Genomic DNA, 14,597 nt, shown 5'->3' with positions numbered 1-14,597 from the left:
TTTTCCTGACTTTGACAATGCGTCACCCTGCTTTATTTTTGTCTTGATCTAATGCCTCCAACAATGGTTTGATGGTCTCCTGCTGTGGTGTTGTGAATAGAGTCTCAGTATATACCGAGCCGTTGGGCAGCCTTATTCTGAGCGTCGTTATTGTCTTGGCGATTTCAAGAACCTTGTCAACGCTCATCTTCATGCCGACTTCTCTGATGACCCGTTCAAGTTCCTTATACACCTTGTAGGCTACAAAGCAGATGCAGATATGGGCCTCGATACGTTTCTCCGTAAAATGGAACATTGGACGCATCTCGAGCGTCCCTTTGCCAATACGGAAAGCCCTCTCAACCATCCAAAGGCCATGGTATTGTGATATGACCTCTTTCCCGGACAGGGTCGTATTCGTTATATACCCCTTCAGTCCATCCCAAAGACTGTCTTCTGCTATCTTTTCCTCATTGATACTTACGGTTATGTCCTTGCTGATATCGAGAAATTTGTTGTAGCCTCGCTTATTGACGTTGTCCTTGGTCAGAGTACCTTTCGCATAGGCCTTGCGGAGTCTATCGACGCCTTTGTTGCGGTTCCATGCGTTTTTCTTTGCCCGTGCATCTGAATAGCTCACAACCAGCCTCTGGCAATCATTCTTGCAACATTCAATAATGTTCCCGTCCGTCCTGTCAATTGCAAGAATCCAGTCTTTAATCTTTGGAGACTCGTTTCGGATTCTCGCCCCGATAATATACCGGTAGCCGGCGGATTCCAGCAGCTCCACATTCTTTGTGTTCATAAGGCCCGAGTCGGCCACAACGATGAAGTCTGTCAGCTTGAAGCGCTGGACAAAGTCATCGATTACGGGAATCATTGTGCGCCCCTCGTACTGGCTGCCGTTGAAGATAGAGTAGGACATCGGGTAGCCGTCCTCGCTCACCAGCAGTCCGAGGACTATCTGCGATTCTGCCATCTTGCCGTCCTTTGAGAAGCCTGCCTGACGAAGAACATCGTCCGGCTGTGGTGCGGACTCGAAGTAAAGTGTGGTCACATCGTAGAAAACGACCCCAATCCGTCCGCCGAGAATCCTCATCGTGTGCTCTACGCTTATCCGCTGGACCTTCTCGCGCTGCGTATTATACAGCTTGTCCATATAGCGGTAGATGTTATGTAACCGAACGTCTTCGTCGAAGTAGGACTTCAGATACGACGCTGTGGCAACCTTGCTCTGCGGATGACAGACCCTTGCGATGACGAGATGGCGCAAAATGCTGTCCCCGATTACTCCAAAGCCAATTCTGTCATATATGTGGCCGAGGATAACTTGTGGCGTGTTCTGGAGCGTCCTCTCGATGCGCGCAATGGTATTTCTCGCTTCTTGGAGCGCCTGAGCGCTCTCGTCAAAGTCAAGTGTCATCTGACCGGAATATTCGTCTATCCATTGACGCGCTTTGACCTCAAGGCGAACAATCTCGTCGGGGGCAGACGATACTCCAATTGTCTTAAGCTCCTTGAACTTGCCACTGCTCTTGTCTGCGATAACCACGCTCACAGTGCCGCTACGGTTCTTTTTCTTGCGTACAAACATGCCATAAAGGTACTCATTTTAGGTTTGCGTCACCCGCGTCACCATGAAGATTTTCTGGAATGGCTGATTTTAAAAATGTTACAATTGTTGAAATATCAAGCTGTCAAAGTCAGGAAACACAAATGTCTGGAGGGTGTGTCAATTACGACGCACCCTCCTTGTCTTATAAGTCTGGATTTTGTATCATCTCTGTAGGCGTCTTGCCAAAATATTCCTTGAAAACCTTACTGAAATAGGCGGATGTGCTGAATCCGCACATTTCACTCACTTCTGTTACATTGTATTCCCCCGAACGGAGTTTCTCCAACGCGTAATTCAACCGGATGGAACGGATAAATTCCACGACTGACAGGTTGGTCAAAGCCTTTATTTTCTTGTAAAGCAAGGACTGGCTCATGGCGAGAGCGGAAGCAAAATCTTCTTTGCTGAATTTCTCGTTGGCAATGTTGGCACGTACACATTCTACAGCTTTCTTGATAAATTCATCGTTTATGCGGTTGGTCACGATTGAGCGTACATCGTCGTGTTTGGTTTCGATAGCCTTTTGAAGAACGGTACGTCGGTTACGGATGATGGAGGTGATGCGGCTGACCAATAGTTCCATATCAAACGGCTTTACCAGGTAGTTGTCCGCACCCAGTCCCAGTCCATGGAGTTGGTTCGTCTTGTCGGAGAGAGCTGTCAGCAGGATGACGGGGATGTGGGAAGTCTCATAGGTCGATTTGATATTGCGGCACAGTTCAAAACCATCCATACGTGGCATGGCAATGTCGGATACCACAAGGTCAGGTTGCAAGTCTGTCATCATTTCCCAAGCCTGTTGTCCGTCATAGGCTGTGGCGACGCGGAATTGTGCTTGCAGGGCTCCTCGCATGAATTCACACAGGGTCTGGTTGTCTTCCACGATGAGGACAGTCATGTCATGAGCTTCTGCACCTTCAGTTGCTGCAGGCTCGACTTTCTCCGGTATGAGGAGTCCTGCAGCCTTAGATGCGGGGCGCAAGGGCACGGTTATGTCAAAAGCCGTCCCTATACCCAATTCACTTGTTACATGTATCTTCCCGTCATGGATGCGCAGATACTTCTGGGTCATCAACAGACCAATTCCCGACCCTATGATTCGGGAATTGACCGCATTGTCACTCCTGTAAAATTCCTGGAACAGCTTGTGTTGCCCTGTTTTGCTGATACCCATGCCATGGTCCTTGACACGTAAGGTCCATTCGGAGGCTTTTCCGATGAAAGAAACTTCAATGCTTCCACCGGAAGGGGAGTATTTTACGGCATTGGACAGCAGATTATCCAGTACGCTTTCAAGCATTCGCGTATCGGCTTGCACCCAATAGGCTTCCGGTATACAGTCGACCGAAATACTGATTTGTTGCCCGGCGGCATACGATGCATGGATGCCGACCCGCCGCTTGATTAGACCGACGAGTTCCAGGTCCGTAAATGACGGTTGTTCTTCTCCCAGGTCCAGCTTCTCAAAATCCAGCAGCTGAGTCGCCGTGTCGGATAGTCGGGAGCTCTGCTCCGAAGCCATTTTCAGGCACTCGGTTCCCCATGTCGAGAGATTTTTCTCCTTGAGCAGTTCTTCTATCGGTGCCTTGATGAGCATCAATGAGGTGCGGATGTCATGCGACATTCGTGTAAAGAAACGTATCTTCTCATCGGAGTAACGACGGTGTAACAATTGTAGATAATAACGTATACCAAACACCAGGATGCCGATGACGACTGCCGCTACTGCTAACCTGAACCAAGCGGTTTGCCAGAAGGGCGGGTCTACGATGATGGAAAGCTGACGTTCTGATAACAGGCTGCCGTCATATAGTCGGATGCTGAGTGTGTAATGACCGGCAGGCAAGTTGGTGTAGTTGATGTAACGGTTGGTCGTATAGGTGCTCCAAGCGTCATCCTGCCCCACTAACTTCCAGGATAGAGCTGCGGATTTGCTGAGATTCCCCAGTGGAAGGACCGATAGGGTAAAGGATGTCTGCGGATAGCCCAAATGGAGGGTGGAGAGGCTGTCGATGGGTACAGCCAGCCTAAAATCTTCCATTTCCCGGATGGAACGTCCGGAGACCCGTATGTCTGAGAAATAGATTCGTCCTGCAGCACGGCTGTTGTCCAGTACTTCAGGGTGGAAGATGAATATGCCGTTATTGCTTCCGAACGCCAGTCTCCCGTCAGGCAGATTACAAGTCGCGTTGATGCTGAAGGCGGCGTTTGCGAGTTGTTGCCGGGAGCCGAATATCCGTATTCGCTTGTCGGAAGAATGGTAACAGCACAAGCCTTTGTCAGTCCCAATCCACAGGTCGTCGCCTACCAGAGAGATGCTTTTCGTATAGTTGCTGGGCAAGCCCTGCTGTGTCGTGATGCGTGTCTGTCCGGCTGTGTTCATGTCCAAACCAATCACGCCGTCGCCGGAAGTGCAGACCCATATCATACGTCCGGACACGGCAATGTCGTGTATGGTACATCCGGAGAGGAGCATGTCAAATCTTCCGGTCTCCTTGTCCAGCAGCAACAGACCGTAAGCACATCCCAGCAGAATCTGTCCGGGTGACAGCTCGCTCAGGCAGTAGACCGGCTGCGAGTCATAGGCACGCATTCTCCCATCGGTTGAACGGCGGCAATAAACCTTGCCTTTGACACCGCCAAACCAGACGTCACCCTCGCTGTCCAGGTAAGTGGCGAATACAAAGCCTCCGACTCCGAAGAGGTCTCCATCCCGCTCTGTGTAATGGTGCGATTCACGCCCTGATGCTTCGTCGAAAACGTAGACTCCCTTGCCGTAGGTCCCGGCATAGAGGTGTCCTTTCTTGTCCGATGTCAGGGATAGAAAGATCTCCTGACTTCCTCCATGCAGTCGTTTCCATTGTCGGGTATGGGTATCATACAGGCTGATGCCGTCGCTGGTTGCTATCCAGAGATTTCCCCGGCTGTCAGTCTCCAGGTGGTTGACTTCGTTATTAGGTAAGGATTGCGGATTGTTGATGCCATGTACCAGATGTTCCACTTCAGTATCAGGTGCTTCCGTGTATTGCAGTCCTCCGCTGTTGGTAGCAACCCAAATCCGGTGGCGTTCATCTTCCAGCAAGGAATAGACGCTGTTGCCGTGTAGGGAGGACGGATTGTCCGGATTGTCGCTAATCACTTGCCGGACCCGCTCGGTCCCAGCATCGAGTATCCAGATACCCCCGCCGTCAATACCCACCCAGACAGAAGCTGTATCCGTCAGGAGTATGTCTCTGACAACAAGCTTCGGGAGTTGCGGAACATTGACTTGTCGGGTTCTTTGTCCGGTGAGTTCATACTGCCATAGCCCGGCGTTGTAAGTACCAATCCAGACGCGACGTTTCCGTGCATCGTACCGGGTGGATGATATCAGCCGGGGAAGATGACCGTTTAGTTGAGTGAATGTGCGTGTCTTTGTGTCGACGCGATAGACGGACGATTCCACAAAAGCCAGTATCTGACCGTTATCCAATGAGATCATGTTGGAAAAGCCTGTCTTGTCGGTTCCTGCGAGGCGCACTTCTTTTCCCGTCCACAGGTAAATGCCGGTGTTGGTGCTTATCCACACCTTCTGCTCGGCATCTATCAGGACGTTGGTCACCCAGTTATCATTTCCCAGCACGGAAGAAAGGGTAAACCATTGCTCGAATTTATTCCGGATACGGTTATAGCGGTATACCTGTCCGTTCTGTGTGGTGGCGACCAATAGGCTTCCTCGGCAAGCCAGTTTGACTTGCATGACGTCGGTCGTGGCAAGTGGAAGGTCGTAGTGCCGGTGGTCGTCTCCGGCAACACGCAAGATACCTGTATGTGAAGCTGCCCAGATAAATCCGTCTTGGTCACGGACGACAGCGGTTATCTCCCGCATGGAGATGCCATACATATCGTTGAGATTGGTGAATGTGAAATCCTGCACTGCACGGCAGGGCAAAAACAAGAATAGGGACAGTAGGAGTACGAAGCATTCTTTCATATGATTAAATTAAATAGCGCATACGCTCGCTCGTTCAATTCTAAACTGTACAAAGATATAAATATAACTTGTCCCTTCGTACACTAAATATTTAAAAGTGTAAGGAATGTGTCCAAAAGTACAAGGAAAAAGTCCGTGAGGTCCGTATCTTTGTGCAAGTTAATAATTCAAAAACAGATAGCTTTATGAAACGAATCCTCACTTTGATGTTACTTGCCGTAGCATGTTCAGGTGTGTTGCAGGCACAATCCGGTCATTCGTCGGTCAGGGTGGATGACCGTTTAGTGTTGCCCGGTAAACGTGGCGAACTCAATGTACGCAATGCGATGTGGCCGCGACTGTTGCCCGGCAACCGCATGGAGTTTCGGATAAAGGCTCCGGATGCCCGAAAGGTGCAGATTGATTTGGGGCGCAAATATGACCTCGTTCGCAACGACGACGGCGAATGGAGATGTACCACCGATTCGCTCACACCGGGCTTTCACTACTACTTTCTCCTCATTGACGGAGTTGCCGTTGCCGACCCTGCCAGTGAATCGTTTTATGGATGCAGCATGATGACCAGTGGGGTGGAAATCCCTTATCCCGATGGAGATGTACGGTTTTATCTGGCAGACGTCCCTCACGGAGACATTCGCATGAAGCGGTATTTCTCAAAGACGTCCAATGCCTGGAGACGTATGTTTGTCTATTGTCCGCCCGGATATGACACCTCGGAGCAAACCTATCCCGTGCTGTACCTGCAACATGGCGGTGGGGAAGACGAACGCGGTTGGGCGAATCAGGGACGTACTGATATCATCATGGACAACCTCATAGCGCAGGGAAAGGCGACACCAATGATTGTGGTGATGACGGATGGCAATACGTCTGATTTCGAAAGCGAGCTGCTCAAGGATTGCATTCCGTTTGTAGAGAAGAACTTCCGTGTAAAGACCGACCGTGACAACCGTGCCCTGGCAGGACTCTCCATGGGAGGCATCCAGACCTTGAATGTAGGCATTCCCCACTTGGATTGTTTTGCCTATCTGGGTGTATTCAGCTCGGGATGGTGGGCAAACCGGACTCCTTTCGGGGGAGGCGAGGACAGCGAGAAGTATTACAGGATGCTGCAAGACCACAAGGACGAGTACAATGTAGGATGGAAGCAATTCTGGATATCCATGGGCGGTAAGGAAGACATTGCATACAACAATTGTCAGATTATGATGAAGCGTTTTGACGGGATAGGCATCAGGTACACCTACTTTGAAACACCGGGCGGTCACACTTGGCCCGTATGGAGGGAAAGCCTGTATCACTTTGCCCAACTTCTCTTTCGCTGATTGAAGCCTTTCTGATACTCAACGTGTCACCTTGAAACACATCCTATGCTCATGAAAAATTTCTATTGCAAAATCCTGTTGGCTCTTTGCCTGGGTGTCGGCTTGAACATACCTGTTCCTGCACAAGACAAAGTGATCGATTTTCCTTTGGCTCCTTATTTCTCACCGGCAACTTCGGAGGTCATGCATCCGGATGATGACGGGTTCATACGCCGCTGGCTGTTGTTGGAGCCTATTGACAAGCCCAACCGGAGCAACACGGTGTTTACGGACAGTTACATTCGCGAGGCTTTTACCACCGAATATTTTCCTGGACAATTTACCGTATTACCTGAGGACGGCGACCACGTGACTGTCGGCAAACAGAAGCTGACCTGGCATGCCTTGGAAAGCAACCTGTTCAATGTGAAACTGTTTCGCTTTGCATCCAAGCTTCACAAACAGGTCTACGGGGTACTCTTTTGGGCAGTGACTGTCATCGACAGTCCGGAAGATATCCCGAATGTGAGGCTGTCCGTCGGCTCCAACTCGGCTTCCATGTGGTGGCTGAATGGGGAAGAAGCCGTCATGCTCTCGGGAGACCGTCGGATGGTGAAGGACGATTGCCTGTCAAAACGTCTGACCCTGAAAAAGGGGAAGAACATCCTGCGCGGAGCAGTCATCAACGGTCCGGGGATGAGTGATTTCTGCGTACGCTTCCTCGATGAACAGGGAGTGCCGGTCAGAAACGTGACCATCAAAAAACAGTAATCGGCTGGCTGACAAGGTGTCGGACCGACAGGATGCTGTGCCCTTGTCAACCGGAAAGTGTATAAAACTAAAGTCAGTGCATAAATTATGAAAACAAAAACTTTCTGTCGGGTAGCTGCTGCCTTGTTCGTTTTGTTGATGCCGGGAACAGCTGCTGCACAAATTGGAGAACCCTATATCCACGACCCCTCCACCATCATGAAATGTGAGGGAAAATATTACACATTCGGCACCGGAGGAGGCGGACTGATTTCAGAAGATGGCTGGACATGGCATGATGGCGGAGTGAGACCCGGCAGGGGTGCAGCTCCCGATGTCGTGAAAATCGGCGACCGTTATCTGATTGCTTACAGTGCGACCGGAGGAGGGCTCGGAGGCAGTCACCGTGGTACGGTCTTGACAATGTGGAACAAGACGTTGGACCCCACTTCTCCTGATTTCAAGTATACGGAAGCCATTGCCGTAGCTTCGTCAGAGGACGATGAAGACTGTGACGCCATCGACCCCGGTCTGCTGTTGGACCCGACCGACGGCCGTCTGTGGTTGTCTTATGGTACCTATTTCGGCTTTATCCGTCTGGTGGAACTTGATCCAGCCACAGGAAAACGGAAGGAAGGGAATGAACCGATCAACATTGCGATTGGCTGTGAGGCAACCGACTTGATTTACCGGAATGGCTGGTATTACCTGCTGGGTACCCACGGCACTTGCTGTGACGGTCCCAATTCGACCTATAACATCGTGGTCGGACGTTCGCGCAAGGTGACAGGCCCCTACCTGGACAATATGGGCAGAGACATGTTGGAGGGAGGCGGAAGGATGGTGATCGGAGCCGGAAACCGTCAGACCGGTGCCGGACATTTCGGACGCTACATCGAGGAGGAAGGTGTCGAAAAGATGTCGTGCCATTTTGAAGCTGATTTTGACCGAGGTGGACGCAGCGTACTTGCCGTCCGTCCACTTCTCTGGAAGAATGACTGGCCCGTTGCCGGTGAAGTCTTCAAGGAAGGTACTTATGAAATCGAATCCGAACGGAGGGGATATGCCCTGGAACTCTGCGTGGACTTTGTGCGGATGGAAGGTGGTATGCATCGTTTTTGGGAGAAAAGCGACGAACCTCTTCAACCGTTGAAGTCGCAGACCTTGGAAGATGTCATCGGTACATGGCCCAAAGGTAACATTGATGTCCGGATCGGCGACTATATGTTCCGCCCGCATCAACGGTGGACAATCACTGCTGTGCCTGATGCTGGTGGGTACTTGGGGGCGCCTTATTATAAAATTGTCATAGAAGGCACGAACCGGGCTTTGACAGCTACGGCTGATGCCGAGGTGTCGACAGTCCCTGAGTTTACAGGTGCTCCCGAGCAGTTGTGGAGAATCGAGCAACTCACGGACGGCACTTACCGCATCCTGCCCAAGAAGGTTCCTGGGACGGATGAGGAACTGGTGCTGGTATCCATCGGCGACAGTACGCCTTCACTGGGCAAATTTGACAGGAACAGCGATAATTCCAAGTGGAATTTTCGAGACCATTGAGGCTAGTGAACATGCGTGTTTATGCTGCAAGACTCCTCTTTCATCACCGGATGACTTAAAAGCCATGAAGTCACAAAGAAGTATGGATTCCCATTCTTCCTTGTGGCTTCATCATTTCCTATCCATCCTGACACATTGTCAAACGAACCTCTCTACACACCCTTTCGTTGCACCCAAATACGGTTTCGTGGATTTCGAGGGTCTTCCCGGACGATTCGCAAAATACAGATTGGCGGCAAATGACTTCTTTCGGTTGCATAGGGGAGGGCTGAAAGGGGATGATTGCATCCTTTTACTGCTTGTCACTCTGTTATGCCCCTCTTTTTATTACCTTCCGCTTTGTTGACAGCCCCTTCTTCTAGAGAGCGAAACTCACTTCTTTTTACTTCCATTTTCCAAAGATTTGACTTTCGGGCGCGAAACAATTGTGTTTGGGTGGTGAAACTATATTGTTTGAGGCGGCAAACGATATTGTTTGGCTCGCGAAACAATATTGTTCCGGGCACGTTTTGTCTGTTTTTCGGGAATGAAATGTATAGTTTTCTAAAATAGAAGGCGTTTTTCGTGAGCTCTGTTAAACAGATTTAGCAGTTGAACGCTCTTTGAAGGAAATCTTCAAAAGTAGGCGTTAGCGCAAAGGGTGTTTGGGGGGCGAATCTGTCAAGCAGATGAGACGGGATGCTTGCTTTTTGATAAACGAGGCTGTGTGGTAGAGGGGAATGGTCTGTCTGCAGGAACTTCCCCATGCGCCTGCAATCATGTCTTTGTGTTTTTTAACACTCATGGAATAGTAGTATCTACCCGGATGGGAGTCTTAGCAACAAAAACACGATTGTTGCCTTCAACCGCTGCAAGCGTCGCTTGGGAGCGGGGCTTGCGGCATCGACAGAAATGCCTATGAAATCATCAGAAGAAAAATCACTGCGCTACGTGTTGCGGCACTACAAGCCCGGCACCTTCGACACCCGTCGCGCCATCCGTAAGTTCGAATTGCGCCGTCAGGGACACACCCTCCACCGGACCATACTGATGTGGGTGCTGGGAGTGGCTGCCATCGCCCTCTTTGTCTACGGACTCTACGGTTGGTTCTCTACCGCCGAGAAAGTGGAACCTTGGACTCAGCTGACGGCTGCCAATCATACGGAGACCTACGTATTGCCGGACAGCAGCCGGGTCACGCTCTATCCCGAATCCACGCTCCGCTATCAGAAGGGGAAGTTCGGCAGACGGGAACGCAGTGTCCTGGTCAGCGGCAAAGCCTACTTCCGTGTCAATCCTGACCCTGCCTGCCCCTTCCGTGTGACAGGACGGTACGGGACCGTCCGTGTGCTGGGCACCGCCTTCGAGTTCGACGAGATGAGCAGGGAAGGGGAGACCGTCGTCTATGTCACCGAAGGCAGGGTGGCGTTTGCGGTCAAAGAGACGTTTGGGGGCATCTTCCTCTATCCGGGTATGGCGGCGAGCCTGAAGGACGGTGCGGGAATGCCGGAGGAGATGTATCCGGATGTACCCAATCCTGCCGCATGGGCGACCGGAACGTTCGTCTATGAGAATACGCCGCTGGAGGAAGTGCTCCGGGAATTGTCCGCCTACTACGGCGTCCGTCTCTCGTCCGAAGATACCGGCAAGATGCTCACGGCGGAGTTTGACACCGACGAAGGGGTGGACGGCATCGTGGCGTTGATCGAACAGTCATTGGGTACTCATATAAATAAGGAATAGGACATGAAGGCTTCCGTTCTGCGTGCGTTCCCGGTCCTGCTGCTGTCCTGCCTGTTGCCGCTGGCTGCATGGGCACAGACGGGGACGACCGTCCGCCAACAGCTGGAGCGACTGAAGAGTGTCCATGCCGTCCGCCTGGTCTATGATGCTTCGCTGAAGCTCGATGTCCCTTATCGGGGGCGTCCGCTGGACGGGATGACGCTGTCACAGGGACTGGACGAACTGCTACGGGGCACCGGACTGAAGTGGGTGGCGGAACGTCAGTACATCGTGCTGAGGCCGTTGGAGAGATACACGCTCAGCGGCTACGTCCGTCAGGACAACGGGGAGACCATCATCAACGCCACCGTGTGGGACCAGACCACTGGAAGCGGTACCCTGACGAACGAGTACGGTTTCTTCAGCCTCACCCTGCCTGAAGGTTTCCACCGGCTGCGTGTCTCCTTCGTGGGACTGGGCGAACGGACGCTGGAGCTGACACTGACGAGGAACCGTCAGCTGGACATCCGTCTGACACCGGACTATCGGCTGGACGAGGTGCTGGTGACTGCCGACCTGAACTCCCCTCTGAGTACCACACAGACGGGCAAGGTGTCGCTCACGCAGCAGGGACTGAACCGGGGCTTTGCCCTGCTCAGTTCGTCGGATGTGGTGAAGACCCTGCAGGGACTGTCGGGTGTGGCTGCCGGCACGGAACTGATTTCGGGGCTGTATGTCCACGGGGGAGGCAACGACGAGAACCTCTTCCTGCTCGACGGGACGCCGCTCTACCAGGTGAACCACCTGGGCGGTCTGTTCTCTGCCTTCAACACCGACATCGTGAAGAACATCGACTTCTACAAGAGCGGCTTCCCGGCACGCTATGGCGGACGTCTGTCGTCAGTGGTCGACGTACGTACCAACGACGGCAACCTGGAGAAGCTGCACGGCTCCTTCAGTCTGGGACTGCTCGACGGACGGTTTCAGCTGGAAGGTCCTTTACGGAAGGGCCGGACCTCGTTCAACGTGGCAATGCGGCGCACATGGCTCGACGCACTTACCGCTCCGTTCTTTGCCGCCTACAACAGTTCGCGGACTGACAAGCTCAACATGCGTTATGCCTTCCACGACATCAATGCGAAGGTGACGCATATCTTCTCCGACCGGAGTCGCGCCTCGCTCAGTTTCTATTCGGGCAACGACTTCTTCAAGGTGGACAGCAAGCAGCATGACAACAGTTACATCCAGGACTATGACAAGGATTTCTACCACGTGAAGTTCAACATGGAGTGGGGCAACACGGCGACGACGCTCAACTGGGAGTACCGGTGGACGCCCCGTCTCTTTGCTTCCGTCAGCGGACTGTATGCCCACAACCGTTCCAACTACTATTTCCTGGAGGATGACAAGCAGACGGGCGAAGACCGTTGGCAGCTGTCTCTTCAGGAGCAACGCAGCCGCTCGACCATCGACGACGTCGGTTACCATGCCGAGCTGGACTACCGTCCCGGCACGGACCACCATGTGCGGATGGGGTCGACATACCTCTACCACCTCTTCCGTCCGCAACAGACCGACAACCGGCATTATGCCGGGACGGAGGAGGCGGTGGATACACTCCGACGACGGGGCAGGGCGTCCTACCGGGGACATGAGTTCGCACTCTATGCCGAAGACGACATCCGGTTGGGCGACCGTTGGAAGCTGAACGCCGGGTTGCACTACACGTTGTTCCACGTCAGCGGAAAGACCTTCCACTCGCTGGAGCCGCGTGTGGCCGTCCGTTACCAGCTCGACGACCGGACTACGCTGAAAGCCTCCTATGCGGAGATGAGCCAGTTCATGCACCAGCTGTCGAACACCTACATCAATCTGCCGACGGACTACTGGGTGCCTTCCACCGACAGGGTCCGCCCCATGCGTTCGCGACAGTATGCAGCCGGGGTGTACAGGGCATTGCCCGGACATCTCGGACTGAGCGTGGAGGCTTACTACAAGACGATGAGCCGACTGGTGGAGTATGACGGCGGCAATCAGCTGACGCCTGCCGTGAGCCACTGGGAGTCACTGGTCCGCACGGGGAAAGGCAAGGCATACGGGGTGGAGACGGAACTGACCTACGACGACGGGCGGACGTCTGCCGCAGCCTCGTACACTCTCTCCTGGAGCAGGCGGAAGATGCCGGCATTCTTCTCCGGCTGGTATCCCGACAAGTTTGACAACCGCCACAAGCTGACGTTGAGCCTGCACCACCGGTTCACCCGACGCATCGAGGGCTATGCCGCCTGGAACTTCCACAGCGGCAACCGCATGACCGTCGCCACGCAACTGGTGGAGGCACCCATTGTGCCCGGTGCAGGCAGTGACGGCACCTGGGAGTGGGTCTTCGACTCCCCGAACAACGTGTCCCTGCCTGCCTACCATCGGCTGGACCTGGGCTTCAACTTCCGCCGGACCACCAAGCGCGGCTACGAGCGCATCTGGAACGTCAGTCTCTACAACGCCTACAACCACAAGAATGCCCTTTATGCCCGGGTCGTCCGTCGTGACGATGGCACGTTGAAGGGGAAGGTCACAGGCGTCTTCCCCATCCTCCCTTCCTTCAGTTACACCTTAAAGTTTTGAAGCATGATGAATCTGAAAGCATACCTTTCCTGCTGCCTGCTCCTCCTGCTGGCAGCCTGCAACGACAAGCTCGACCTCGACGATGTGCGGTCGGACGAGCGGCTGGTGCTCTACTGCATGCCTTGTGCCGGACTGGACACGACGCTGATACAGCTCTCGCGCAGTGTCCCCGTACACAAACGTCGGGCAGAACCGGAGCCGCTGCAAGGCGTACGGATTGTCTTTTCCGTCAACGGAGAGGAACAGCTTGTCCTTCGCAGTGAGAAGGGCACGCCGACGGTCCCTGCCGGATGTTACTACGTTGTCGGGCAGTGGCACGAGGGCGATGCCATCGACCTCACTGCTGAGGCGGAAGACCTGCCACCCATCCAGGCACACACGGTCATCCCGTCGGCATTCCCCCTGAAGGAGGTGGACCTGGCTGTCAAGCCGGGTGTTGATGACCGGATGGTGCAGTTCCGCATCACGTTTGCCGACCCGGACGGAACGGACGACTGCTACGGCGTGCATGTGCTGCACAAGTCCGAGTACAAGCGGGAGCTCTTCGACGAGCACGGCACCCTCATTGCCTCCGAGGTGGAGGAGGCCTATATCAACCCGTTCTACCTGGAGGCGGACGATGAGCCGCTGATGGAGAGTTCCACCGGACTGAACTCGGTCTTCGAGCTGTATGACGACTACTACCAGAACCTCTACATCTGGGACGATCGCCTGGTGCAGGGCAAGACCTACACCCTGCGCATGAACGGCTACTATTCCGCGGATGGAGTCTGGGAGGAGGAAGGGGAGCGCAGAAGCCAACTGCACACCTACAAGCTCCGGCTTTACACGCTCTCTCCCGAGATGTACCGTTACTTGAAGTCTCTCAACGACAATGCGAACAACGAGCTGGGACATGCCGGACTGGCTCCCCTTCGCAACCTCTATACCAATGTGGAAGGCGGCTTCGGCGTGTTGGGCGGATGCCGGATTGTGGAGACCGGATGGCTTGACAACCCCTCCTGAACCGGGAGTCAGGTCTTTGCAGGGAGGTTTCACTTTGTCCCGTCGCGTCTGAAACGGGAGCAACTTTCGGGGCATGAAGCGTTCG

At 53.3% G+C, this 14,597-nt stretch carries 8 protein-coding genes; 6 read left to right on the top strand and 2 right to left on the bottom strand.

All coding sequences use genetic code 11. The annotated features are described in order from the left end of the window. Nucleotides 1-22 precede the first annotated feature (22 nt). Both C8275_RS14290 and C8275_RS14285 read right to left on the bottom strand, forming a co-directional pair. On the bottom strand, nt 23-1,573 hold the full coding sequence (locus tag C8275_RS14290) for an IS1634 family transposase (RefSeq protein WP_106625653.1): 1,551 nt from the start codon (nt 1,571-1,573) through the stop codon (nt 23-25). Between the two features lie 163 nt (nt 1,574-1,736). Then, entirely contained in the window at nt 1,737-5,477 is a 3,741-nt protein-coding gene (locus C8275_RS14285; protein ID WP_234395783.1) for a response regulator, read from the bottom strand. Nucleotides 5,478-5,752: 275 nt separating this feature from the next. Between C8275_RS14285 and C8275_RS14280 the strand changes: the two genes are divergently transcribed. From C8275_RS14280 to C8275_RS14250, 6 genes are all read left to right on the top strand, one after another. Then, nucleotides 5,753-6,892 carry an alpha/beta hydrolase-fold protein gene (locus C8275_RS14280; RefSeq protein ID WP_106625652.1) on the top strand — a complete coding sequence of 380 codons (1,140 nt, stop codon included), beginning with the start codon at nt 5,753-5,755 and terminating at the stop codon, nt 6,890-6,892. Between the two features lie 51 nt (nt 6,893-6,943). Then, on the top strand, nt 6,944-7,642 hold the full coding sequence (locus tag C8275_RS14275; protein ID WP_106625852.1) for an acetylxylan esterase: 699 nt from the start codon (nt 6,944-6,946) through the stop codon (nt 7,640-7,642). 87 nt (nt 7,643-7,729) lie between these two features. Next, entirely contained in the window at nt 7,730-9,181 is a 1,452-nt protein-coding gene (locus C8275_RS14270; protein WP_106625651.1) for a family 43 glycosylhydrolase, read from the top strand. Nucleotides 9,182-10,078: 897 nt separating this feature from the next. Further along, a complete protein-coding gene (locus C8275_RS14260) occupies nt 10,079-10,903 on the top strand; it encodes a FecR family protein (RefSeq protein WP_157948296.1) in 825 nt (274 codons plus the stop codon). Between the two features lie 3 nt (nt 10,904-10,906). Further along, nucleotides 10,907-13,507 carry a TonB-dependent receptor gene (locus C8275_RS14255; protein ID WP_106625648.1) on the top strand — a complete coding sequence of 867 codons (2,601 nt, stop codon included), beginning with the start codon at nt 10,907-10,909 and terminating at the stop codon, nt 13,505-13,507. 3 nt (nt 13,508-13,510) lie between these two features. Beyond that, entirely contained in the window at nt 13,511-14,512 is a 1,002-nt protein-coding gene (locus tag C8275_RS14250) for a DUF4249 domain-containing protein (protein ID WP_106625647.1), read from the top strand. The last annotated feature ends 85 nt before the right edge of the window (nt 14,513-14,597 follow it).

The organism is Bacteroides sp. Marseille-P3684, assembly GCF_900291465.1.
In the GTDB taxonomy this organism is placed as follows: domain Bacteria; phylum Bacteroidota; class Bacteroidia; order Bacteroidales; family Bacteroidaceae; genus Phocaeicola_A.
Note: the sequence above shows the minus strand (reverse complement) of the source record. Positions and strands in the feature narration are given on the sequence as shown.